Origin of the sequence: Psychrobacter sp. AOP5-GZ1-6 (assembly GCF_052376345.1) — a bacterium.
Lineage (GTDB): Bacteria > Pseudomonadota > Gammaproteobacteria > Pseudomonadales > Moraxellaceae > Psychrobacter.
This window is the reverse complement of record NZ_JBQSVP010000008.1, coordinates 1-25,926: the sequence shown is the minus strand read 5'-3', so window position 1 is coordinate 25,926 and position 25,926 is coordinate 1. Positions and strand designations below refer to the sequence as shown.

The 25,926-nt window shown below is 42.3% G+C and carries 21 protein-coding genes; 10 read left to right on the top strand and 11 right to left on the bottom strand.

The window, feature by feature from the left end; genetic code table 11:
• The first annotated feature begins 229 nt into the window (after positions 1-229).
• From uvrB to ACT3RN_RS02425, 3 genes are all read left to right on the top strand, one after another.
• Complete coding sequence (uvrB, locus tag ACT3RN_RS02435) at positions 230-2,341, top strand: excinuclease ABC subunit UvrB (protein ID WP_192991890.1); 2,112 nt, start codon at positions 230-232, stop codon at positions 2,339-2,341.
• Positions 2,342-2,649: 308 nt separating this feature from the next.
• Positions 2,650-3,702, top strand: coding sequence for a pyridoxal phosphate-dependent aminotransferase (locus tag ACT3RN_RS02430; protein ID WP_442062157.1), 1,053 nt, complete (start codon positions 2,650-2,652; stop codon positions 3,700-3,702).
• Between the two features lie 177 nt (positions 3,703-3,879).
• The gene (locus ACT3RN_RS02425; RefSeq protein WP_442062159.1) at positions 3,880-4,260 is read left to right on the top strand and encodes a hypothetical protein; all 381 of its coding nucleotides are present in this window, start codon (positions 3,880-3,882) and stop codon (positions 4,258-4,260) included.
• Positions 4,261-4,347: 87 nt separating this feature from the next.
• On the opposite strand, the gene ACT3RN_RS02420 is transcribed toward ACT3RN_RS02425, so the two are convergent.
• The 3 genes from ACT3RN_RS02420 to ACT3RN_RS02410 form a co-directional block, all read right to left on the bottom strand.
• A complete protein-coding gene (locus ACT3RN_RS02420) occupies positions 4,348-4,746 on the bottom strand; it encodes a hypothetical protein (protein WP_442062161.1) in 399 nt (132 codons plus the stop codon).
• 405 nt (positions 4,747-5,151) lie between these two features.
• Entirely contained in the window at positions 5,152-5,667 is a 516-nt protein-coding gene (locus ACT3RN_RS02415; RefSeq protein WP_192991892.1) for a hypothetical protein, read from the bottom strand.
• Between the two features lie 337 nt (positions 5,668-6,004).
• Complete coding sequence (locus tag ACT3RN_RS02410; protein WP_442062164.1) at positions 6,005-6,604, bottom strand: YbhB/YbcL family Raf kinase inhibitor-like protein; 600 nt, start codon at positions 6,602-6,604, stop codon at positions 6,005-6,007.
• Positions 6,605-7,205: 601 nt separating this feature from the next.
• On the opposite strand from ACT3RN_RS02410, the gene recJ reads away from it, so the two are divergent.
• Complete coding sequence (gene recJ, locus ACT3RN_RS02405; protein ID WP_442062166.1) at positions 7,206-9,047, top strand: single-stranded-DNA-specific exonuclease RecJ; 1,842 nt, start codon at positions 7,206-7,208, stop codon at positions 9,045-9,047.
• A gap of 94 nt (positions 9,048-9,141) precedes the next feature.
• On the opposite strand, the gene ACT3RN_RS02400 is transcribed toward recJ, so the two are convergent.
• The 6 genes from ACT3RN_RS02400 to ACT3RN_RS02375 all read right to left on the bottom strand — a co-directional run bounded on the left by ACT3RN_RS02400 (position 9,142) and on the right by ACT3RN_RS02375 (position 15,173).
• Positions 9,142-9,807, bottom strand: coding sequence for a trimeric intracellular cation channel family protein (locus ACT3RN_RS02400; RefSeq protein WP_192992092.1), 666 nt, complete (start codon positions 9,805-9,807; stop codon positions 9,142-9,144).
• 208 nt (positions 9,808-10,015) lie between these two features.
• On the bottom strand, positions 10,016-10,651 hold the full coding sequence (locus tag ACT3RN_RS02395; protein ID WP_442062169.1) for a trimeric intracellular cation channel family protein: 636 nt from the start codon (positions 10,649-10,651) through the stop codon (positions 10,016-10,018).
• Positions 10,652-10,936: 285 nt separating this feature from the next.
• A complete protein-coding gene (locus ACT3RN_RS02390; protein ID WP_442073168.1) occupies positions 10,937-12,070 on the bottom strand; it encodes a multidrug resistance efflux transporter family protein in 1,134 nt (377 codons plus the stop codon).
• Between the two features lie 198 nt (positions 12,071-12,268).
• Positions 12,269-13,000 carry a 7-carboxy-7-deazaguanine synthase QueE gene (queE, locus tag ACT3RN_RS02385; RefSeq protein WP_442073167.1) on the bottom strand — a complete coding sequence of 244 codons (732 nt, stop codon included), beginning with the start codon at positions 12,998-13,000 and terminating at the stop codon, positions 12,269-12,271.
• A gap of 204 nt (positions 13,001-13,204) precedes the next feature.
• Positions 13,205-14,026, bottom strand: a complete 822-nt coding sequence (gene dapD, locus ACT3RN_RS02380; protein WP_442073166.1) for a 2,3,4,5-tetrahydropyridine-2,6-dicarboxylate N-succinyltransferase — start codon at positions 14,024-14,026, stop codon at positions 13,205-13,207.
• 190 nt (positions 14,027-14,216) lie between these two features.
• A complete protein-coding gene (locus tag ACT3RN_RS02375) occupies positions 14,217-15,173 on the bottom strand; it encodes an alpha/beta fold hydrolase (protein WP_442062702.1) in 957 nt (318 codons plus the stop codon).
• Between the two features lie 735 nt (positions 15,174-15,908).
• Between ACT3RN_RS02375 and ACT3RN_RS02370 the strand changes: the two genes are divergently transcribed.
• From ACT3RN_RS02370 to ACT3RN_RS02355, 4 genes are all read left to right on the top strand, one after another.
• A complete protein-coding gene (locus ACT3RN_RS02370) occupies positions 15,909-16,730 on the top strand; it encodes a DUF547 domain-containing protein (protein ID WP_442062699.1) in 822 nt (273 codons plus the stop codon).
• Positions 16,731-16,998: 268 nt separating this feature from the next.
• Positions 16,999-18,012, top strand: a complete 1,014-nt coding sequence (locus tag ACT3RN_RS02365; protein WP_192992099.1) for a TAXI family TRAP transporter solute-binding subunit — start codon at positions 16,999-17,001, stop codon at positions 18,010-18,012.
• Positions 17,990-18,553, top strand: a complete 564-nt coding sequence (locus ACT3RN_RS02360; protein WP_192992100.1) for a DUF1850 domain-containing protein — start codon at positions 17,990-17,992, stop codon at positions 18,551-18,553. The genes ACT3RN_RS02365 and ACT3RN_RS02360 overlap by 23 nt, the downstream gene beginning before the upstream one ends.
• Positions 18,554-18,563: 10 nt before the next feature.
• Positions 18,564-20,567: a TRAP transporter permease gene (locus ACT3RN_RS02355; protein ID WP_442062705.1), complete on the top strand. Its 2,004-nt coding sequence runs from the start codon at positions 18,564-18,566 to the stop codon at positions 20,565-20,567.
• Positions 20,568-20,709: 142 nt separating this feature from the next.
• Here the strand turns inward: ACT3RN_RS02355 and lipA are convergent, their stop codons facing one another.
• Positions 20,710-21,753: a lipoyl synthase gene (gene lipA, locus ACT3RN_RS02350; RefSeq protein ID WP_192992101.1), complete on the bottom strand. Its 1,044-nt coding sequence runs from the start codon at positions 21,751-21,753 to the stop codon at positions 20,710-20,712.
• 148 nt (positions 21,754-21,901) lie between these two features.
• Entirely contained in the window at positions 21,902-22,300 is a 399-nt protein-coding gene (locus ACT3RN_RS02345) for a carboxymuconolactone decarboxylase family protein (RefSeq protein WP_192519340.1), read from the bottom strand.
• 472 nt (positions 22,301-22,772) lie between these two features.
• On the opposite strand from ACT3RN_RS02345, the gene acnB reads away from it, so the two are divergent.
• Both acnB and ACT3RN_RS02335 read left to right on the top strand, forming a co-directional pair.
• Positions 22,773-25,376 (top strand): bifunctional aconitate hydratase 2/2-methylisocitrate dehydratase, encoded by a 2,604-nt coding sequence (gene acnB / locus ACT3RN_RS02340; RefSeq protein WP_192992102.1) that lies wholly within the window; start codon positions 22,773-22,775, stop codon positions 25,374-25,376.
• A gap of 256 nt (positions 25,377-25,632) precedes the next feature.
• On the top strand, positions 25,633-25,905 hold the full coding sequence (locus ACT3RN_RS02335; protein ID WP_442073565.1) for a chlorhexidine efflux transporter: 273 nt from the start codon (positions 25,633-25,635) through the stop codon (positions 25,903-25,905).
• Positions 25,906-25,926: the final 21 nt, after the last annotated feature.

Genomic DNA, 25,926 nt, shown 5'->3' with positions numbered 1-25,926 from the left:
AAAGGTTTGTTAAGCATGAAAAGCTTTGTAAATATAGCCAAAGTCATGTAATTTTTTTATAACTGTCTTTGACTTTTTACTAAAACAGGCGTATAGAATGGCTATCTTGTGCACCTATATACAGGTTAAGAGCGATGTCTGTAAGCATCATATTCAGCTGATGCTTATCCTTTAAAAACCAACCCTCAGACCCCATATTGTTATAAACATCTAGAATAAGAAATCTATTATGCGAATGCCTGAACCGCGCTCATCGCGTCAGTTAAATCAGTTGGCCACTCAGCTTCAAGGCGAAGCTGAAATTAGTGGTGTCAATGCGTCAGGGACGCAAATATCGAGTCGCGCCTTTGAGATGGTCACTGATTTTGAGCCAGCAGGTGATCAGCCGCAAGCGATAAAAAAGCTAGTCAATGGTATCGACTCTGATATGGATGAGCAGTTACTATTGGGGGTCACGGGTTCTGGTAAAACCTATACCATGGCGAAAGTTATCTCCGAGACGCAGCGCCCAACCATTATCATGGCGCACAACAAAACACTTGCGGCTCAATTATATGGCGAGTTTAAATCGTTTTTTCCTAATAATGCGGTCGAATACTTCGTCAGTTATTATGACTACTATCAGCCTGAGGCTTATGTTGCGGCAAGTGACACTTTTATCGAAAAAGACAGTGCCATTAATGATCATATCGATCAGATGCGTCTGTCAGCTACGCGTGCTCTATTAGAGCGTCGTGATGCGATTATCGTTGCGTCAGTATCTTGCATATACGGCTTGGGCGATCCTGAAAGTTATCTAAAAATGCTATTGCATGTCGTTGTGGGTGATAAAATAGACCGTACGGCGACGATTAAACGTCTGGTTGAAATGCAATATATGCGTAATGAATTGGATTTTGAACGTGGTACGTATCGCTTGCGCGGAGAGTTGCTAGATATCTATCCTGCTGAGTCTGAGCAACTGGCCGTTCGTGTGCATTTATTTGATGATGAAGTAGAGAAGATTACTTGGTTTGATCCATTAACTGGCAAGACTGTACGTAGTGTGCCGCGTATTACTATTTATCCAAAATCGCACTATGTCACCCCGCGCAACAAGCTAGAAGCTGCCAGTCATACCATACGCGAAGAGCTAGAGCCACGATTGGAGTACTTCCGCGAAAACAACAAGCTGATTGAAGCGCAGCGTCTCAAAGAACGTACTCAATATGATCTTGAGATGATACAGCAGCTCGGCTACTGTAACGGCATCGAAAACTACTCGCAGCATCTCTCTGGTCGTCCTTCAGGGGAAGCGCCGCCGACGTTATTTGATTATATTCCAGAAGATGCCTTATTGTTCCTTGATGAGTCACACGTGACCGTCTCGCAAATTGGCGCGATGTATAAGGGCGATAGATCACGCAAAGAAAACCTAGTCAACTACGGCTTTCGTTTACCAAGCGCGATGAATAATCGTCCGATGAAGTTTGAAGAATGGGAGCGTATCAAGCCCAAGACTATCTACGTGAGTGCCACGCCAGCGTTATATGAGCTTGAGCATAGCGAGCAAGTGGTCGAGCAGGTCGTACGCCCAACGGGTCTGATCGACCCTGAGATTGAGATACGTCCTGTATTGACGCAGGTCGATGATGTGCTATCAGAGATTACCAAACGCCGCGAAAAGGATGAGCGGGTATTGATTACCACGTTGACCAAGCGCATGTCAGAGGATTTGACCAGTTATCTAAAAGAGTACGATGTCAAAGTCGCCTATCTGCATTCTGATATCGATACTGTCGAGCGTATGCAGATTATTCATGAGTTACGTACAGGCGTGCATGATGTGTTGGTCGGTATCAATTTGCTGCGTGAAGGTTTGGATATGCCTGAAGTGTCGCTGGTAGCGATATTTGATGCCGATAAAGAAGGTTTCTTACGCTCTGAGCGCTCGCTTATTCAGACCATTGGTCGTGCAGCACGTCACTTAAATGGTAAAGCCATTCTCTATGCCGATCGCATCACACCAAGTATGCAAAAGGCGATAGATGAAACTGATCGTCGCCGTGAAAAACAAATAGCGTTTAATGTCGAGCATAACATCACGCCAAAAGGTGCACGCCGTAGTATCACGGATAAAATCGATACTGGTGACGATAATAATGCCAATGACAACCAGGTAATTCCAATTAAGAGCAACTTGCCTGATGTGGATATCAGTATCTTACGTAGTCCTGACTTGCTGGCCAAAGAAATCAGTCGCCTTGAGAAACAGATGAAGCAGATGTCTCGTGATTTGAAGTTTGAAGAAGCAGCTAAGACAAGAGATAAGGTGTTGGAGCTCAAAGCACATTTAATCTAAGGTGTGATTTGATTTTTATTCCGTATCATAAGAGATGGGCTGCATATTTTGTGGCTCATTTTTTATGTGTTATTCAGTAGCCAAATCCTTGTAATACCAATCAATGCCACTTACTATACCAACACTGATTCAAGCGAGTCTCTTCATCCATAAATCATACCATTCCAAACCGTGAGCGCAGTGATAAATAGTCGTAAACACTATTGATAAACCATCGGAAATACTATGGCCAAATAAGCTTGGCGAGCCTGACACTGACATTGCGAATCAAAAGTTTGGTATGAGTATCAATTAGGCGTGTTTATATTGTGCTTACCAACAACTTAATAGAATTAAACTCTAACGAAAACTCACTCGGCATGTCAGATGCTGCCAAACAAGCCGTTATTGACTCTTTAGACATTGGCTTTCGTTATCCTGATGAGCAGCGTGCGGCACTGATAACTAAGGTCGCTGAGATAAACGGTGTCTCGGATAGCCAAATCTCACTGGGCAGTGGCTCTAGTGAAAACATTCGTACCGTTATTCAAATGCTACAAAATCAAGCATTAGTAGAAGGCAAAAAATTCCAAATCATAGTGCCGCACCCAACCTTTGCTTATGCTGAGCTGTATGCGACCTCTATCGATGTGCCTGTGGTGAAAGTACCGCTGACGGCTGAAAGTTATGCTTTCGACTTGCAAAGCATGCAAAGAGTGGCCAAAGATTTTGATGGCATTAGCCTGTTTTATCTGTGTAATCCTAATAATCCAACTTCGACTATTACTAACACAGTAAAGCTCAAAGAATGGGTAGGTGCTGCACCAGACAACCATTACTTTTTACTAGACGAAGCTTATTCAGAGTATGTGACTGATCCAAGTTTTGAAAGTGGTGTTGCATGGATACGAGAGATGTACTCAGAAAATGTCATTGTGATACGTACCTTTTCAAAGTTATGTGCACTGGCTAGCATGCGTGTCGGCTATGCAGTAGCTAGTTCGAAAATGATAGCCAAACTAGAGGCTTTTATCTCGATTGATAATACCAATTTGTCAGGTGCTGTCGCTGCGCTAGCGACTTTGGATGACGAGGAGTTTTTGGCATTGAGCTTACGCACTGCAAACCAGTCACGCCAGATGGTCGAGCAGACATTAGATGAGCTTGGTTTGCGTTACTTACCATCGCAGGCGAGCTTTGTATTCCATGAAATAAACGGTGACGTGCAAACCTATATCGATAGAATGCGTGAACATGGTATCGCGGTCGGTCGTGAGTTTTCGCCTATCACTGGTTTTAATCGCTTAACGCTTGGCAGGCCTGATGAGATGGCAGTGTTTGTAAAAGTCCTCAAACTATTTCGTGAAAAGGGTTGGATCTGACTTTTATTGTGTTAAGTAGATAGTCGGGTTGAGGCTGATTTTTACTAACTTTAAACGCAGCTTTACACATAGTCCCTTAAAAAGTGTCAATTGTTCTTATAGGATAGATGAGTAGAAGATAAGGCTGCTTTAGGCCGAGCTCACATAAAAATATTGAACAATAAGGATATAATTATAATGGACGTTAAAGCATTATTTAAAAAGGGTATAGAAAAACAATTGCTCGACGTAGATGACTATATATTTAAACCTGAGCTGATAGAGATGACGGTTGAGGAAGGGGAGTTGACCTGCGTGCTAAATAGCGATGGTAGTGTTAATATTTTCTATACCAAATCAGGCATTACTGATGTCAGAGCAGCAGCTCGCAAGCATCCTTTTACTTCTTTTGATACTGAATTACGTCATGGTATCTACGACGATATCATTGATGATGTCGTAGAGAGTGTAAAAGACATTATAGACAGTGACTCTAAGTATTTCCGCCGTAGTAAAACTTTGCCTACTACGCCAGCTTTAGGCGGTGATGCTATCATTACAGAGGCTGATAAGCACTAAATACTGGCATTAACTGATTTCGATAAAAAAGCTAGGCTATCACTGATAGCCTAGCTTTTTTTTGCTTGTAAGCTATTAAAGGATAACCTATTGAACCAAACTGGTGTAGCAGCTTTGCAGTGATTTGGCGACAACGTTGGCAACCAATTCAGTGCGATAGCTTGAGTCTATCGCAGCGTTACCTAACTCAACGATGGTGACTTGTTGGGGTGCTTGCTCACTGACGCAGCCACAAACGTTGGTTTTAACAGTTTCTTGCTGCGCATCAGTCATCGCAACACTAGCAACACGCCATGCATTTTGTTTTTCGATTTCGGTACGGCATTGTGTGTCAACCGCTGATTTAAAGACATTCATACCGATATCGCTGGCAGTTGTGATGGCTGTATTAGTGCCAGTGCCTGTAGTCGTACCAGTTCCTGCTGATGTGCAGCTCGCTAGAGCAAGAGTGGCAAGCATGGCGGTCGAAACTAGAAGTTTTTTCATAGAGTTTTCCTTTGATGTTTTTATGAGCTTTTGAAGCGTATATTTGATAGCAGTTGATATTGGTCAGTCGAAACTTATCTTCGTACTGAGCAAGTCGTATATTATCAGCAAAATATGTTAATAACACTATCAATGGTTACTTAAGAAAAATCAAGCTGCTTTCTATGTTAGTCCATCCATGCATAAGGATGGTAATAAGCGTAGAATTTGTAACCAATATATCCAGTAATCGTTAGCAAACTACTGACGATAAATAACCATGTGGTGATGTGTTTCCATGAAAAGTTGTCAAAACTGTTATTGAATAGAACCATTAAATTTATATAGAGATCACTGAACTGACACAAAAAAACCAGCGAAGACAAATAGTCTAAGCTGGTTTTTATTATGTTTTTATAGCTATTTCTAGACGTTCTTACCGTGTTGCTTTTGCTGAATCTCTTTCGCTAATTTGTAGCATTCATTGATATGGTCATTAGCGATTTTTTTGAAAATCATATAGCCCATGGTTGCTGCAACCATTTGACCGCCCAATGGGATGAATTTTGTCACTTGTTTGGCAGCGATACGACCACCGAAACCTTGGACGGTCTTTTTCACGATACCACGTGTCGCCATAAGACCTGCAAAGTCAACGGTACGGTCTTTTAAAGCGCCCCAATGAACGGCTCGTGACTCTAGGTCAACAGCTGACTGACGATCTTCAATCAAGCCAAAGCGCTCGCTGATATCAGGCAATAGCTGGGTAAGCATGCCAGCATCGACAGCGACGTCAAAGAATGGAACAGGAACAATGGCGACACCAGCAGAGTACTTAGCGCGTTTTTTCACCAGCTTTTGACATTCTTTTTTTGTTTTTTCAAGGTCTAAGCTAGGATCTATTGTATTTGGTAGTTTTTCAGCGGTTGGTGTGGTTTTCATAAAAGCTCCTTATAAGTTATTAAAATATTTCTAAGTTATTAAAATATGCTACTAAAACAAATCATTAAAATGAAACACTCTAAAATATCGAATTATAGTTTTAATAAATATCTCAGTTACTATCTATTTTATGGATTTATCAGAGGCATACAATCATTGCTTTGTAGCAAAATGCAGAAAAATACAGTCACTGTGCACCGTTTTTGTAAACTGGCTATCTCGTAGCGCATTGAGATGGCCTAAGAATGGCCTGCATTACCTACTGATTGTGTAATCGCATCGTATCGCAACGAGGTGATTTTACGTTAGCGATTAAATATGATTTATAAGGCTTTGATTACCCTTCTGGTGTTGGTTTTGAATCCGGCTTGTGATCGGCGCTATTAGCGCTTCGCGAGTATTTAACCGTCATACTTGCAGTATCGAGTGTAATATCTTTTATAGCGGCTAGTAATGCTGAGCGGTCTACTTTTATATCGCTATTAAAGGCAACCGGTGCAGATAACGCGTACACAGTATAAGTATAGCTTTTTTCACCCGGACCTTTAGAGCAAGGCGGCGCATATTGGTTCAAATCGTTTACGCTATTAGATCCTACTTCACCGAGAGTTTCGCCCGCTTTAATTTGCGTTTTATCGGCGGCAATGTTGTATATGGTCCAATACCAATGCATTCCCTCTGGCGCTTTATGATCCATAATTAACGCATAATATTTGGTTGCGTTAGGTGCACCGCTCCAATTTAACGGAGGGCTAATGCTTTGCCCATCGCACGTATAAGTTATAGGCAAGTTACCGCCATCACTTACTTCTGAGCTCGTTAGCGTAAAATCATTGAGGTTTGACTGTTCAAGAGATTGGCTGCTTTGGTCGTTGCAGGCACTTAAGGTTACGCAGCACAGTGCACTGAGTAAAAAGGCATAGGTATTTTTCATCATTTAAAAATCCAAAGATCAACACGATCCAGATATATAGAAAGAATTAGCGATGAAGAGTGTAACTCTCAAATGTAGGGCAATTATGTAGTTTCAAACTTTTTTGTTTTTATTAAGTGATAAGGCGTTAAGTTGTGCGCTGCTTACGTAGATAAGAGATTGGATAGGAGCGCTTGGTTATGGATGTAAACATTAACTCAAGCATGTGCTTTATTTTAGTCAGTTAAATAACGCTAAAATTCTTATTTTAAATAAAAATTTTCATCCATTGCGACTACCTCACGAAAAACCCTCAAATCCAACACTCTAAAATATCGAATTATAGTTTTAATAAATATCTCAGTTACTATCTATTTTATGGATTTATCAGAGGCATACAATCATTGCTTTGTAGCAAAATGCAGAAAAATACAGTCACTATACACCGTTTTTGTAAACTGGCTGTTTTGTAAAGTGTCGATAAAGGCTGTTATAGGTGATAAAAAGCTTGTTATGTATAACTGCTTCAATAGGATTAATAGTAATGTAGAATCCTAAAAAATGATAAACCGTTCTGCTCGAAATGACCATTGTGACCTTTTGCTAAAGCCAGTAGAATACACCCATGCTAAATTTAACCCCCCGTTATACCAGCACTCGCATCGACGAGTTGCCTACCGCGCTGCAGCCATTTGCTGCTCAATCATTAACGCTTGCTCGCTTATATGCTGGTCGGGGCATCACTGCGCCTGATGAGCTTGAGACAGGATTGTCCGGTCTACTACCTGCAGAGATGCTATATGGGGTAACTGAGGCTGTGCACTTATTAGATGTAGCCATCGACGAAGGACAGCGTATCCTAATTGTGGGCGACTTCGACTGTGATGGTGCAACCAGTACTGCACTGATGATGCGCGCACTCACAAAGATGGGCGCAGTCGTTGATTTTTTAGTGCCAGATAGGTTCAAGTACGGCTATGGTCTGACGCCAGAGATCGTCGAGTTGGGTATTGAGACTTATCGACCCGACATGATAGTCACTGTGGATAATGGTATCTCTAGTCATGATGGTGTGGCTCGAGCACAGGCGGACGGCATTACTGTTATCATCACCGATCACCATCTGACGACCAAACAGACGCCACCTGCTGAGGCTGTGGTCAATCCCAATCAGCTCGACTGTAATTTCACCAGTAAGGCGCTTGTTGGAGTAGGCGTGGCGTTCTATGTGTTAGGACGCTTGGCAAAATTACGCCGAGAGGCTGGCAAGTCCACCGTACAGGTCAGCCAGTATTTAGATTTGGTGGCACTTGGGACGATTGCTGATGTTGGCGTACTCGATAAAAACAATCGCATCTTAGTACACCATGGATTAAATGCTATTCGCCAAGGACGATGCTGCCTAGGTATCTTAGCGTTACTTGAGCAAGCAGGCCGTGACCCTAAACAATTATACGCGCAAGACTTTGGTTTTGTCTTAGGTCCACGGATCAATGCCGCTGGACGTATGGACAATATGCGCATCGGTATCGAGTGCTTATTAACAGAAGACTGGAGCACCGCACGGCGATTGGCACAAGAGCTGGAAGTGTTGAACCGTAGCCGTCGTCAGGTAGAAGGCGAGATGCGGACGCAAGCAGACAGCATCGTACAAGCCTTAGCGGCTGATGCTGAGATGGGCAGCGACACTGATTTAGACGAAAATAGCGATACTATTATTCAAACTAAGCCTAAGACGCAGGCAATTAATAATGCTAAGTCTAGTCTGGTTAAAAAGAGAAGTATCGTGTTGTACCAAGACGATTGGCATCAAGGTGTGATCGGTATCGTCGCTGGACGCTTAAAAGAAAGCCACTATTTGCCAAGTATCGTTTTTGCATCAGCAGATGTCGAGCGGATAGGCGACGACGATGCAATTAAAGGCTCTGCAAGATCTATCGCAGGCGTGCATGTTCGTGATGCGATTGAACAAGTCGCTGAACGATATCCAGAGTTAATCAGTCATTTCGGTGGTCACGCGATGGCAGCAGGATTGACCATCAAGCGCCGAAATTTTGATGGGTTTGTGACGGCATTTAATGAAGTCATGGCAGAGATGGATGATGAGGTATTTGCCGAGCAGAAATTTACTGATGGCGCATTGCAGGCAAGTGACTTTAGTCTTTGGTTCGTTGAGCATTTGGCTGATGCGAGTGTGTGGGGTCATGGTTTTGCACCGCCGATATTTGATGGTGTGTTTGAAGTGCTTAGTTTTAAGGTTTTAAAGGATAAGCATCTTAAATTGTCATTGCGTTATCCAGATGTGCAGTATCCGATTGAAGCGATCTACTTTAACTTTGATTCTAGTGTTTGGGATTATCGCGCCAAGCAAGTGCATTTGCTATTTCAGCTGGATATTAATGAATGGAACGGCAAAAAGAGTTTGCAGCTGATGGTAAAAGACTTAGCTCTTATAGACGTAGGCTAGGGGTTTTCTTTTTGATGACGTTAAAAATGGGCTTTTAGCACCTCTATTAGTACCTCTATTAGTACCTCTATTAGTACCTCTATTAGTACCTCTATTAGTACCTCCATTCGATTGTCGGAAATTGCCAATCGTAGCGAATGGCCAACATACGCAAAGTAAAAATCGTACTCATCACAGCGATGTCAGTTATCCATGCTATTACGCCCAAATATTGCATCAAAAAGTACAGAATACCACCAGTTAATGCGGCGGTAATATAAATCTCTTGCTGTAGTACGAGTGGAATCTCATTGCAAATCATATCGCGGATGATACCACCGACAATAATCGTAATCACGCCAAGTAATAGTGCCACAGGGATATTTGTTCCCATACTTTCCGCAACCTTAATACCGATCAAGGTAAACGCTGCTAAGCCGATGGTATCTGAGAGTTTGACAAACTTATCGACTCGTCTAGAGCTTGGGTGAAAAAATATTTGCATGACCAATGAAGATATCGTAATAACCGTCAGATAGCTCATGTCTACCATCCAAAACAATGGATGACGATCCAAAATCACATCACGGACAGTACCGCCACCAATAGCCGTGACAATTGATACCAGCAAGCAACCAAACACGTCAAAGTTCTTATGCTTAGCCAATATAGTGCCTGAAATACTACAAGCCACAATACCAATCATATCAAACACAAAGATCAATGAGTTTGGATCAAACGTGGTTATTAGGGCTGCAGGGTTCAATGCGATAGCCAGCATGAGTAGACCTCACTAATGAAGATGATAAATCATTTGATATGGGCTATAGTTATTCCTAAATAAAAGAGACACAAATACAATCACGCGATACAGAGATACATTTTTCTTGCTTACTGTGCCTACGCAGACAGAGGCTGCGCAAAATATAACCCGTATCGCTGTATTTACTTTATAGTGGATCGCCTATAACTTTACAGTGTTTTTTAGGTTAAGCGACTAGACGGATAGACGGCAGGTGCCAATCAAACTTGAGCGCCAACATACGTACTGCAAAAATAGTAAACAGCATGATAAATTCATTGATACCTGAGGAGACACCGAAGTACTGAAAAATCAAGTAAGTCACAGAGCCAGCAATACTGGCAGTGATATAAATCTCACGCTGTAGCACCAGTGGTATCTCATTACAGATAATATCACGGAGCATACCACCAATCATGGCAGTCCACACACCCATCATAATAGCGATAATAGGCGACATGTCTTGCGTCAATGCTATTTTGAATCCAATCACGCTAAAGGCAGCCAGTCCAATAGCATCAAACAGTTTCAATGCTTTATCAATCTTACGATATAGATGAAAGAATATTTGCAGGACGAGAGATGTCACGGTGATAACGATCACATAATTGAGATCAGTCATCCAAAACAGAGGATGACGGTCTAGCGCCATATCACGCAATGTACCACCGCCGATAGCATTGACCATCGCCACTAAGATACAGCCAGAAATATCAAAGCCTTTATGCTGAGCAAGCAACGTACCTGCTATCGCGCACGCAATCACGCCCACCATATCTAATAAATACAACAAAATATCAGGGAAAATTAAATCATTAGCCATAGTTATAATATCAAGTAGTGACCATCAACATACAGTCAACGCAATGCTAAATGGCATTGACGATAGATGGCTTAGTTATTTTTGGAGGTATTTATAGTCTGTTCAATATAAAAAGGCTAGGGCATGTCCTCAATTCAATCGATAGTTATCTAAATGGGTTAAAAATAGCTAAATCTTGCCAAACGGCGTCAAATAGCTGACTAATATCTCGATATTATCTGCGCTATTTTCCTTGTTTGACGGCAATTTATCACCATTTTTAAAGTGAGGACACGCCCTAGGGCATTAACCGTCTTTTGCAAATAAAATCAGCCCTATTATGATCAGAGCAATACCTATTAATCCCATCATTGATGGTAGGCTGCTATTGAGCAATAACATACCGCCAATCAAGGCAAATATGACTTCACTGGCTTGTGTGGCATCGACACCGGCGACTTCGCTTGAGGTTTCTGCTTTTTCGCGGGCATATAAGAAAATACTGGTGGCTGCCACGCCAGCCAATAAAGCGACCAGTAGTGTATTAAATACTTGTTTAGTGTCTGGCAACTCAGGATGAACGACAATACCCAATACCAACCAAAATGGCACACTACCTAATGTCATTAACCATACTTTGTTAAAGGCATCTTGTAGTAGAGTGGTTTGGATAGCGGGAATTTTAGCAATCAAGTTTTGCAATAGAGAAGGAGGTAATTCGGCTGAAACCGATTCTGTAGTATGAGTGTTAGAATCGGTATCTGCTGGATAGTGGCTATCAATAGCAGATAAAGGTGGCAGCTCATTTTCGGCTATCTGATGAGAAGCTTGAGCCGTGGCTGCCAATTCAGTATTTTTATTTTTGGCATTGTAAGATACCTGCCAAACCAATTGGTTACCAATAGGGTAGCTAAAGGCTGCTACTAGCGCAGGCAAAGCACCGTAAAGCAGCATGTCTGTCATAGGTACGGCATCAGCACCTAAGACAGAAGCGGCATGTATTCCTTCACTGATATTCACCAGCACCACACCGAAAAACACCAATAACGCATAGACGATGAATTTCTTGTCGAAACGCTGACCAAAGACGAGCAAGACCAGCAGACTTGCGACGACCGTAAACATAAAGGTTGCTGCGACGACCCAGCCTGCAGCATGATCGGCCGCGTAGCATATGCCCGTATAAAAAATACCAAAGCCAATACTACCAGTAACACACCAAAACCCCCAATGCTGGCGAAAGATAGTTGCTAGCTCTCTAATACGTCCAAAGCCATGCTGCATGACGATAATAGCGGTAAGCATAAGCCACATAAATACATAGCGAAGGCTGGCTGACCAGAACCAATGTCCACCAGCAGCACTCATGAGTTCGTTTAAGATAAATGTCGAACTAAAAAAAGCGCCTGACAATAGACCTAATAAAATGAGTTTGACCATACCTCTATCCCTATTTATGATTGGCTATAGTCAGTCCTAAATAAAACAGATACAAATGTAACCATGCGATACAGGTATACATTTTCCTTGCTTGCTGTGCCTGCGCAGACAGAGGCTACGCAAAATGCACCCAGTATCGCTGTGTTTATTTTATAGTGGATCGACTATAGTTGTTTATATGTTCAGACGTTAAAGTTTTTATTTGCCTTTGGCATCTGCCCAAATAATTTTGTGCAGTTGTAATTGGAAACGTACGGGTAAAGCGTCTGCCAACATCCACTCTGCAAGCTCACGTGCTAGTACTGGTACATCAGGAGCAGTCTCTGCGTGCATATCCTCTGCAACATTGAACATTGGAGAAAACCAAACCGTACCGACTACTGTATCTAGCTGATGCTCAATGAGTTTGGCTTTTGCCCAGTCATAATCAGCTCGGTTCATAATTACAAATTTAATTTGATCATGTTGAGTAAGATAATCGAGATTTGACCATAGGTTTTTATCATCTTCGCCTGAGCTTGGTGTTTTGAGATCCATTACCTTACTGACGGCTGTTGGTACATGTTCTACTGTGAGCGCGCCTGCCGTTTCAAGTGATATCTCATAGCCATCGCTCAGCAACCGTTTCATGAGTTCAATCGCATTGGGCTGCGCTAATGGCTCTCCACCAGTCAAACAGATGCGCTTACATGGATAGTTTTTGATGGTTTCTATGATGGTTTCTAGCGATTGGCGCTCACCGCCAGTAAAAGCATACTCGGTATCACAATAGACGCAGCGCAGTGGACAGCCAGTCAGTCGCACAAATATCGTTGGCAAGCCTGAGGTGACGGCTTCCCCTTGCAGGGAATAAAAAATCTCTGTCAGGCGTAGGCCTGCTTCAGGATCGGTGACAGGAATAGTGGCGGTACGTAGCGATGGCTTGGTCATAACAATGTCAATATCAGATAAAAGAGTGGAGTGGTCAGAATAGGTTTGCAACACATGAGAAAAGGTCGTAAAAAAGGATTATAACGCAGACAGCAACACTACGCTGCAAAAAGATGAGCTAAAAAAAAGACGCTAAAGTAACGCTTTAGCATCTTTTTTCGATCAATATTTTTAATCAATAATTATACGTGCGGTCAGACCGTTTTAGGCTAAACGCAATAACTCATTTACTGATGTTTTTGCACGAGTTTGTGCATCAACTTTTTTCACGATGATGGCAGCATATAAGCTGTGTGTACCATCTTCTGACGGCAAGCTGCCTGGTACAACAACTGAGCCTGCTGGTACACGGCCACGATGGATCTCACCAGTTTCGCGATCATAGATGCGAGTTGATTGACTGATGTAGACACCCATAGAGATGACCGCACCTTCTTCTACAATGACGCCTTCAACGATTTCAGAGCGTGCACCGATGAAGCAGTTGTCTTCGATGATCGTTGGGTTGGCTTGTAATGGCTCTAACACACCGCCAATACCAACACCGCCTGATAGATGGACGTTTTTACCGATTTGCGCACATGAGCCAACGGTCGCCCATGTATCTACCATGGCGCCTTGATCAACATAAGCACCGATATTGACATACGATGGCATCAATACTGCACCAGCTGCGATAAAGGAGCCTTTACGAGCGACTGCTGGTGGTACGACACGTACGCCAGCTTCTTTAAACTGCGCTTCTGTCCAGTTAGCAAACTTAGTCGGCACTTTGTCATAGAATTGCACATGCTCGCCAGCAGCTTGGACGTAGTTATCGTTTAGGCGGAACGATAGTAATACCGCTTTTTTTGCCCATTGATTAACAACCCATTCACCGTCTTTCTTTTCTGCAACACGTAGGCTACCGTCATCTAGCTGCGCAAGCACTTGCTCAACAGCATCGCGTACGTCTTGTGGCATAGTGCTTGGGCTGTATTCGTTACGCTTCTCAAAGGCTTGTTCGATGGTTTGTTGTAATGACATAAAAAATCCTAACGTTAGTTAAAGGTAATTAAAAAATAAATCGTGCTTATAATATAAATAATTGTTTCAGTTTGGACCAAACTTTTACTTGCCGTATTGTCGCTAATTTAACAACTTTTAGCAAACAAGTTAACAGCGAACATTTAAATAGATATTCATACTTAGCGTAACTGCTCTTAATTAACTGAGCTTATTTAATTGAGTTATTGCTCTTTATCCACTCTAAAATATCTTGATAAACGATTTGATGATCCTTTTCGTGCAATGGTTCATGGCGCATGTTTGGATAGAGTAGCGTGTCTATATGATTAAATTTTTGCTTATTTAAGCGAGCAACTATTTTACGGATACCTTTACCCATCTCACCGATAGGGTCGTCTTCTCCGCTGACAAATAGCATTGGGAAGTCTCTTGAGATTGTCATTGCCCATTGTTTATTTAAGCCTGTCTCCATCAGCGAGAATAACGTCATAAAGCCATTATTGGTAAAGTCAAAGCCTGTTAATGGATCAGCCTCATAAGCCTCAATAGCAGCAGGGTCCTGATTTAGCCACGCAAACTCTGATGACGAGACACGATTTTTAAGCTGGCTATTTAAAACTTTGTTCATGACATTGGCAAACATGGGGTTTTGTTTTCTTGGAGCTACTTTCGCCAGTATTCTATTAACAGGCAATAGTATTTTGGTCAATGGGTTGGCATCTGCTGTACCCATCAAGATAGCACCTGCAAAAGCGCGCGCGTGGTACTTGAGGACATTGCGTATAATGAATGACCCCATAGAGTGACCCATGACAAAATGAGGAACATCAGGGTGCCTTTCTTTTAAGATGTCTGACATGATAATGACGTCTTTCAATAATAACTGTACAGGATGTTCGTCAGCAAAAAAGCCAAAATCATCTGCCGTTTTGACGGTTTTCCCGTGCCCTAGATGGTCATAAGTTGCTACTGCGACGCCATTATCTGCCAAAAACTGAGCGAATTCTGCATACCGCCCGCTGTGTTCGGCCATACCATGCACGATCAGTAACGTGGCCTTTATTTTAGTGTTTTTATCGCTTGGTTCAAAAAAATCATGATACAAATAATGAATGTTATCAGAGGAGAGGATGTGTTCGTTGTTTGTATCGGTGCTGGTAATCATGAGACTTCCTTTAAATTGTTTTAATTATGCGTATCGATCTTTTGTTATTCGACTGTTTATTGGCACAGACATAAGCTTTTACAAGCTTATTATATAGGTATAGTTTACTCACTATAAAACTGATACATCATCAACAGTTGGCTAAGTGTCCCTATGTTAAGTGTCGCTATGCCGTGTGTAGGGATAGTTAATACAAACAATTTAGCGACAAAGCTTTAAGGGGTCAATGCTATTTGAGATATTTATGTTGATACCATCAGATAGTTATAGTTGCGTGTTAGCAGGTTTGGGCTTTGCTATATTGTCTTTAAAAAATATCTTTATAAAACTGTCTCTATAAATCCGCTGTGGTCAGTATTAGTGTGTTTAATACTACAAAGTTTCTAGTGTTAGAGCCTTAGATAACTAGCATCTTAACCTTTTGTAACTCATCTTGAAAAGGTAATGCTCATTTGGAATAAGCGTTAAAATCGAGGTTATTCATCATAAATATTTATTCACAATGAGGTATTATTTATTAGTTAAAACGCATAGCTACAGGTTGAGATAGTACTCACTAATCGTGCTAATGAGCTATCAGTTAGTCGATTAGAGATGGCTATGTAACGTGATACCCAACCATGAGTGTGGACTGTTTTGCCAGTGACGATTTGAGCAAATACATGCATCGTCACTTCATATACGCACTATTGTAATAAATAGAAAAACAACATTGATTTAAACGGAGTCAAATTTATGTCAGGATTCAATATTTCAACAAAAGCTGCGGTCTGGAAACCGGTTCTAGCCGTTGCTATCTCATTATCAAGCGTTGCTGCTTATGCTGATTTTAATCATCAAAGCTGGGATAGTTTGCTAGGTAAGAATGTCACTATGACTAATGGAGGTAAGGCCTCTGTTGTGAACTATGCTGGCATGAAAGCAGATAAGAGTAAGCTGACAAGCTATCTTAAAGCGGCAGGTAAGGTATCGAAATCAGAGTTTAATGGTTGGAATAAAAATGAGCAGTTGGCATTTTTAATCAACGTCTATAATGCGGGCACGGTAGATTTGGTGCTGACAAAACATCCAAATATTAAGTCTATTAAAGACATTGGTAGTGTCGTAAGCTCACCATGGAAGCAAGAGTTTATTCCACTATTGGGCAAAACACGTTCGCTCGATGATATTGAACACAATCTCATTCGTGGCTCAAAACGCTACAACGATCCGCGCATTCACTTTGCGGTTAACTGTGCCAGTATTGGTTGTCCAGCACTACAAGACGATGCTTTTACAGGTAAGCGTTTAGACAGTCAGCTAGAGCAAGCCACTTCCAAGTTTTTAGCAGATAGTAGCCGTAATCGTCTAAAGGGTAGTACGTTAGAAGTATCGCCTATTTTTAAATGGTACAAAGAAGATTTTGCGACCAATTGGCGTGGAACAAAAAATCTGCAAGGTTTCTTGGGTCGTTATAGTTCGTCTCTAGGATTGAGTAAAACCCAAACGGCAAATTTGAAGCAAGGCAAAATAAAAATTGACTACACCACTTATAATTGGAATTTGAACAAAAAATAATCTCCGTGGTAGCACCTGACGCTTATTGTAGAAGTCGTTATCAAAGATGATACGTTTTAAATAGCGAAATAATTCATGTAATAAATCAAAGATATTATTGATATTTTTTCAAATAGCTTTGGGTCTATGGCCCAGAAAACACGTGATATAAGATGCTTTAGTTTATTTGTGATAAAAATTGCTATATTATTACAAGTCTGTAACGCATTAATATGATTATATTAATGCGTTTAAATGGATTAAACAGATTACTTCAAGGATGAATTCAATGCTCAATTCTCTAAAATCCCCATTACTGTTATCAGTTATGCTAAGTGCCACGCTAGGTCTGGCAGCATGCTCAGAGAGCAGTGATAGTGCGTCAGCAGATAGCGCTTCAACCGATGCAGCTGCGACGAGTGATACGCTTGATACCAAGTTCCTTACTATCGCCACTGGCGGGGCATCTGGGCCTTACAATATCATTGGCACCTCATTATCAGAAATCTATGTCAAAACTTTTGGGGTAAACTCAAAAACGCAAACCACTGGTGCATCTGTCGAAAATGTCAATCTATTAACCCAAGGCAAAGTTGATATGGTATTAGCACTCAGTGACGTGGTCACCGATGCAGTCGAAGGTAAAAACAACTTCGATAAACCTATCACCAATATTCAACAGATCGCTGTTTTATACCCTAATGTGGTGCAAATCGTTACTTCAAAAAAATCTGGCATAAAAACCATTGAGGATTTAAGAGGTAAGCGTATCGCTGTGGGCGATCAAGGCTCTGGAACTGAAGTCAATGCTCGAACCTTATTAGAAGGGTTTGGCATTACGTATGATGATGTCACGGTTGATTACCTAGGATTTGCAGAAGCCGCTGATGGTATGAAAGCGGGTAAAATTGAAGCGGCATTCTTTAGTAGCGGTCTACCAAACTCATCTTTGATGGAGCTAGAACAAGGTTTAGATCTACAGATTGTTAGTATCGACCAAGACAAGCTAAAAGAAATCATCGCAAGCAAGCCTTACTTCAAAACCTTTGAAATTCCTGCTGATACTTATGGCAACGAAGCGGCGATTCCAACTGCGGCAATCATGAATGCATTATTGGTTAGCTCTGATTTATCTGAAGCTGATGGTTATAAGTTAACCAAAACGTTATTTGAAAATCTGGATGGCTTGAAAACAGCTCACCAAGCAGCCAACGACATCAGCTTAGAAACAGCTAATGATGGTATGGTAGCTCCGATTCATCCTGGTGCCCAAAAGTATTATGATGAACAAGCTGCAGAATAAATCATTATGGCTATTAACTGGTGCCACACTCATTGCGGCACTGGTTTTTTTTACGTCATGGATGGGGTTTTTTCGTCAGCCTGTTGTCGAAATACGAGTTAAAGGAATAGACGGCGCTGACGATAAGGTTTGTTATTTCGTTGAACCTGACTTTGAATTGCGCTGGATTCATTCTGTAGAAAAACAATGGTGGGAAGAGCAGTATCAACGTATGGACGGCAGTAGCTCAGAAGATGCTGAGCTGTTACTGACTACCACTTATTTTGAAGCTTTTGGTGCGGGTACTCCTTCAACTGAACTGCTTGCTCCCATACAAAAACATGGCTATCTGGGTTATCAAATCAATGAAAAGCTGCCCAACCTCAATTGGGTGGTCTCTAGACTTACCAAAGGTGAGATTGATTATGGTAACCATCGTTTTTTGATTCACCAGTGGGTGCCAGATTATTCTGAAGTGGTGATTAAGCCTCAAGCATATGGCTTATTTGATAGATTTAAAAAGGACTTTTGTCATGAACTCTCAGATGACGGATCAGGGTAGCGTGCCTACCATGCCAGATACTCAAATTGATAACAATGCTGAGGCAGATGCGATCAACAAAGCAGTATTAGAAAAATATGACCGAGAGTCAATCACGCGTCATATCACCCAAGGACCAGTAAAGTATTTGCTCGCTGGGATTTGTATACTCTATTCGCTATTTCATTTATATATAACCTTTAACCCGATGCCAGCGTTGTTACAGCGCTCTGTGCATGTGGGTGTTGGTTTTGCACTGATCTTCTTGATTTTTCCCGCCAGTAAAAAAAGCAGTCGCCAGCGAGTAGCTTGGTATGATTGGATTTGGTTTGCTCTGTCTTTCTCTGGTATGGGCTACCTCATCTATGAATATCAAGATATTGTGACATCGCGTGGCGGTATGGTCAACCAAGTCGATGTGATATTTTCCCTGATTACGGTAGTCTGTGTGTTAGAAGGCAGTCGCCGTATCACAGGTTGGATTTTGCCAATATTGGCAGGGATATTTTTGGCCTATCCGTTTGTCAGTCACATGGACTTTATGCCCGATAGGTTACTGACTCGCCCTTATGATATGGGCGATATCTTCGGTCAACTATTCCTAAAAACGGAAGGTCTATATTCTGTGGCGATTGGTGCATCGGTCACCTTTATCTTCCTATTCATTCTATTTGGTGCGTTCTTGGCGCGTTCAGGAATGGGGCAGCTGTTCAATGATTTGGCATTGGCTATCGCTGGTCACAAAAAGGGCGGGCCTGCAAAAGTAGCCGTCATCTCTAGTGGCTTTATGGGTAGTATCAATGGTTCGGCTTTATCAAACGTGGTCAGTACGGGTGCTTTTACGATTCCGCTAATGAAAAAGGTCGGTTATCACAAAGACTTCGCTGGCGCAGTTGAGGCAAGTGCCTCTGTTGGCGGGCAGATATTACCGCCAATTATGGGCGCGAGTGCGTTTATCATGGCTGAGACGACAGGCTTACCTTATAGCACGATTGCTTTAGCAGCATTATTACCCGCGATTCTGTATTATCTAGGCGTGATTGCTCAGGTGCATTTTCGCGCTGGACGCCGTGATCTAAAAGGCATTGCTAAAGAGAACTTGCCAGCGGTAAAAGAAGTACTAAAAGCACGCGGTCACATGTTATTACCCATTGTATTTTTGGTTTTCTTATTGATCAAAAATGTCCCTGTCGGTTATGCAGCGGCTTATACCATCAGCTTTACTGTTTTGATCAGCATGCTACGTGCTGAGACTCGTATGGGATTGTCTGATATCTTAGGCGCGCTAGAAGATGGTGCGCGTCAGTCGCTCGCGGTAATGGCAGCTTGTGCGGTCGTCGGTATTATCATTGGAGTCGTGAGTTTGACTAGCTTTGGTACAGTCATGACTTCATCTATCGTTACACTAGGCGCAGGATCATTATTCTTTACGCTTATTTTAACGATGCTAGCTTCAATGGTGTTGGGTATGGGTCTACCATCTATTCCTGCCTATATCATTACGGCGACGATGGCGGCTCCAGCATTGGCAGGCTTTGATATTCCTATTTTATCAGCGCATATGTTTGTCTTTTATTTTGGTATCTTTGCCAATATTACGCCGCCTGTATGTTTGGCAGCTTTTGCTGGTGCTGGTATATCCGGTGGCGATCCGATGAAGACGGGATTTTTGTCGCTCAAGCTGGCACTTGCTGGGTTTATCGTACCGTTCATGTTCATCTACAATCCGACGATGCTAATGATAGATCCAACAGATTTGGCAGTCACGGCAAAAGACTTCCCACTGCCGCCTGTTGTCGATATCATCACCGTAGTCGTGACTTCCATCACTGGTGTCATCGCCCTAAGCTCAGCGCTTGAAGGCTATTTCAGAGGCGGTATGAATACGGTGACTCGTGTCATCTTGACAATCGGTGCTTTACTACTGATTTATCCTGAAATGGTTACAGGTATTATTGGTGGAGTGATTGTTTTGGGTATTGCGGTATTTAATATTAAAACAGCCGGAAAGCCAACACCGACTTTAACTGTGTAGGTTATTGGCTTTGAATTCTTTAACGATGTATTAAAGCCAAAAAAGGGTGAATAACAAATTTGTTATTCACCCTTTTTATATGGTTGGCTATTGTTTTAGTAATTGCCTTGGCATCACTTCATTGCCAAATTAACCTCTAAGATTAGCAGCCAAGTTTGCCTTCAGCTTCCAAAGCTTTTTTGCTACGGATAGGTGCTGGGCAATCCTCGCCATAATACTGACGATCGGCAAAGTAGCTTGAGCGTACCATCGGACCTGCCCAAATGTTAAAGAAGCCAATTTTTTTGCCATAGTCCATATAGCGTTGGAACTCGTCTGGATGTACGTAACGGTCCACTGGCGCATGGTTTTTGCTAGGTTGTAAGTACTGACCAATCGTAATCATATCCACATCATGTGCTTTTAGATCGTCGAGTAGTGCATAAATCTCTTCTTCAGTTTCACCCAAACCAACCATAAAGCCGCACTTGGTTGCGATATCAGGGCGACGCTCTTTGTACAGCTTGAGCAAATCTAGTGAATGCTGATAGTCAGAACCTGGACGGAACGCTTTATACAAACGAGGCACGGTTTCGATGTTGTGGTTAAACACGTCTGGCGGCGTTTCTGTCAGTAGGTCTAACGCAATATCCATACGACCACGGAAATCTGGTACTAAGATTTCAATTAAGCAGTTTGGGCTAAGCGCTCTTGATTCATTTAGCACTTCTACAAAATGTCCAGCACCGCCATCTTTGAGATCATCACGATCGACAGAGGTAATTACTGCATATTTAAGCTGTAGACCTTCGATAGTCTCGGCAGTATGGCGCGGCTCATCGGCGTCTAATTTATTTGGACGACCATGACCCACATCACAGAATGGGCAGCGACGAGTACAGATATCACCCATGATCATAAAGGTTGCTGTACCATCAGCGAAGCACTGCGGCAGGTTAGGGCAAGCAGCTTCTTCACAGACTGTGTATAGCTTCTGCTCACGTAGAGTAGCTTTAATACGAGCCACTTCAGCAGGTGATGACATCTTGACCCGAATCCAATCTGGCTTTTTCTTCGCCTCGACGGTCGGGATTACTTTAATTGGGATACGTGCAACTTTATCGTAACCACGCAGTTTTTCGCCTTGAATGGCTTTTTTTGGTTTGGCTCTAGCAGCAGGTACATGTGTTTGTACGGCAGTTGTCATAATGAATTTGTCTCTTAACCCTTTATATTATAAGGGTTTATGGGATTGTCAGAATATTTTATGAGTGCAGATATTATAGCAGAAATTTGGTCGTCAACTTTTAAACAATATTGTTAAGATTACTACGACTTGTTTCTCTACCATAGTTTTAAATATCTATATCAATTTCCATCTCATTCAGTACATCTATGGCGGCACGAAATGCTTCTTGAGTGGCAGGTGCACCGCAGTATGGCAAGCTGTGCATCAGCACCTCTCTAATTTCAGCGACACTAGCGCCATTGTTAATGGCGCCACGTATGTGACCTTTCAACTCGTTTGGGCTTTTTTGGGCAATTAAAAATGAGATGGTAATTAATGAGCGATACTTGCGTGGCAATACCGAATCATCTTGCCAAGTACTGCCCCAAGCGTGTTCTATAATCCAGTCTTGCAGCGGCTGGGTAAATCCTGTAGCAGCATCAAGTGAGCGCTTCACATGTTGCTCACCCATGACATCGGTACGTACCTTAAGACCATTGTCATAGTTAGTATTATTGTCAGCCATAATTATATCCTTAATAGCATTAACTTATTATGTGCTCATGAAATTCTATTTTGCAAAGAAGTATAGCAGTCACAACATATTTATTTAACTGTCAAATTGGGCAGTGTTTATCAAGGCTGATATTAAAATTGTCCCATACTGCGTTGTAAGTCTTGCTAAGGTATCTATATTATTTTCGACTTTTTCCTTGTCTAAAACAATTTTAGTTATCAGCAGTGCCTATTTATGAATATCAAACACGCCCTAGTCTTAAACATAAAAAGCTACTCAAGCTCATGATTGATAGTACTATTTTTATAATAAATGTCCAATATGGCTTTATTATAAGCCTTTTCAAGGTCGAGCCATTAACATTTAGAGCATTTTAAGCTATGATTGCACAGATAATTATTCCACCTAGTACATGGACGCAGGCTGTCATACTGACTACCCAACGTAATGTACTGAACACCAACTGACGAGGACGACTATTGTGTTAGAAGCTTATCGTAAACATGTCGAAGAACGTGCTGAGCTAGGAACGGTTCCGCTACCATTGAATGAAAAGCAAGTAGCAGAGTTGGTTGAGCTACTAAAAACTCCTCCAGCAGGCGAAGATGCATTCTTGATGAACTTGCTAGAAAACCGTATTCCTGCTGGTGTCGACCAAGCTGCTTACGTTAAAGCTGCATTTTTAGCCGCTATCCTTAAGGGCGAAGCATCATCTCCACTTATCAGCAAGAAAAAAGCGGTTGAAATCTTGGGCACGATGCAAGGTGGCTACAACGTTCAGCCATTGGTTGCTGCCTTAGATGACGCAGAAGTAGCACAAGACGCTGCTGATGCATTGAAAAAGACTTTGCTCGTATTTGATGCGTTCAATGATGTGACTGAAAAAGCAGAAGCTGGTAATGACATCGCAAAAGAAGTTGTTCAGTCTTGGGCTGATGCTGAATGGTTCTTGAACCGTGATGCAGTGCCAGAAAAAACCACTTATACGACATTCAAAGTGACTGGCGAAACCAATACGGATGACTTGTCACCTGCGCAAGACGCATGGAGCCGTCCTGATATTCCATTGCATTCACTAGCTATGCACAAAAACTCTCGCGACGGCATCAATGCTGACGAAGAGGGTGTTGTTGGCCCAATGAAGCAAATCGAAGAGCTAAAGAAAAAAGGCCATCAATTGGCGTATGTGGGTGACGTTGTTGGTACGGGTTCTAGCCGTAAGTCTGCAACCAACTCAGTATTGTGGTTGATGGGTGAAGACATCCCTAACGTGCCAAACAAACGTGGTGGCGGTCTGGTATTGGGTAACAATATCGCTCCTATCTTCTTTAATACAATGGAAGATTCTGGCGCATTACCAATCGAAAAAGTGGCAGTCGATAACCTAAACATGGGTGATGTATTTGACATCTATCCATACGAAGGCAAAATCACTAAGCATGACTCTGATGAAGTCTTATCAACGTTTGAGCTAAATTCACCAACATTGCTTGATGAAGTTCGTGCTGGTGGCCGTATCCCATTGATCGTTGGTCGTGGTTTGACCAATCGTGCTCGTGAGTATATGGGTCTTGGTCATTCAGATGTATTTGCTAAGCCAGAAGAGCCAGCTGATACTGGTAAAGGCTTCACGCTAGCGCAAAAAATGGTTGGTAAAGCTTGTGGTCTAGAAGGCGTACGTCCTGGTATGTACTGTGAGCCTAAAATGACTACGGTCGGTTCTCAGGATACAACTGGTCCTATGACGCGTGATGAGCTAAAAGATTTGGCTTGCCTAGGTTTCCAAGCGGATCTAGTGATGCAGTCATTCTGTCACACTGCTGCTTATCCAAAACCAGTTGATGTTGAAACTCAGCACACACTACCTGACTTTATCATGAACCGTGGCGGCGTAAGCTTACGTCCAGGTGATGGTATCATCCACTCATGGTTGAACCGCATGCTACTTCCAGATACCGTCGGTACTGGTGGTGACTCGCATACTCGTTTCCCAATGGGTATCTCGTTCCCAGCAGGTTCTGGTCTAGTTGCTTTCGCAGCTGCGACTGGTGTGATGCCACTTGATATGCCTGAGTCTGTCCGTGTACGCTTCGTTGGTGAACGCCAGCCTGGTATCACGCTACGTGATCTAGTACATGCCATTCCTTATCAAGCAATCAAAGAAGGTTATTTAACCGTTGATAAGAAAGGTAAAATCAACGAGTTCAACGGTCGTATTCTTGAGATCGAAGGTCTAGAAGACTTAACTGCTGAGCAGGCATTTGAATTGTCTGATGCGTCAGCTGAGCGTAGTGCTGCTGGTTGTACCATTACACTATCTGAAGCGTCAGTGACTGAGTACCTAAACTCAAACATCACGCTACTTAAGTGGATGATCTCAGAAGGCTATGGCGATGCACGTACCATCAGTCGTCGTATCGAGCAGATGCAAGATTGGCTAGCGAATCCAAGCCTAATGCGTGCTGATGAAGATGCAGAGTATACAATCGATATCACGATTGATATGTCTGATATCAAAGAGCCTATCCTATGCTGCCCGAATGATCCAGATGATGCTAAGACACTAGCTGACGTCGCTGGTGATACCATTGATGAAGTATTCATTGGTTCATGTATGACTAACATCGGTCATTTCCGTGCCGCTGGTAAACTGCTAAAAGACGTACCAGCAGGAAGCCTCAAGACTCGTCTATGGATTGCGCCACCAACTAAAATGGATGCGCGTCAGTTGATGGAAGAAGGTTACTACAACATCTACGCTCAAGCCGGCGCTCGTACTGAGATGCCAGGTTGTTCACTATGTATGGGTAACCAAGCACGTATCGCACCTAAGTCTACAGCGGTATCGACTTCAACCCGTAACTTCCCGAACCGTCTCGGTCAAGGCGCTAACGTATACCTAGCTTCTGCAGAGCTTGCAGCAGTAGCAGCGGTACTTGGTAAACTGCCTACTAATGACGAATATCAGCAGTATGCTGGTATGCTAAACAGCATGGGCGAAGAAGTGTATCAATACATGAACTTCGACCGTATGGAAGAGTATACTGAAGAAGCTGATAAAATTAATGTTGCTCAATTGAGCTAATTTTTGATGCAGTAAGGCTTCTTTCTAAAGTTAAAAGTCTTACATCTAAAACTAGAAAACCCCGTATCGTCATGATGCGGGGTTTTTTATATTCTTCTATAAATGGGCAGTCTGGTTTTTTATGTTGTCTAATGTATAATATAGTAGCAGGCGGAAAACGTGGCTCTGCACTTAACCTATCTTTTTTCTATCTCGGGACGGACCGATACTTTGATATGCGCCTTACTGTTTAAATACAGGTGCTTTGGAGTCTTGGTTGATCACTTTATCCCCACTCAAACGTCGCCTAATATATGTGACTGTCTTTGAAATAATCGCCATCATTTTATCTACTCTTATATTGATGATACTTAGTCATAGTGATGCATCAGAATCGTTGCCCGTCGCGGTAATGATGTCGGTAACAGCCGTCATTTGGAACTTTATCTATAACACAGTTTTTGAAGCGTGGGAACGTCGCAAACGTTTGGTACATCGGACGTTATGGATACGCAGAGACCATCCCGAATTCTGTGTAACTGCCATTTAGATTAAATGCCTGCTAATACGA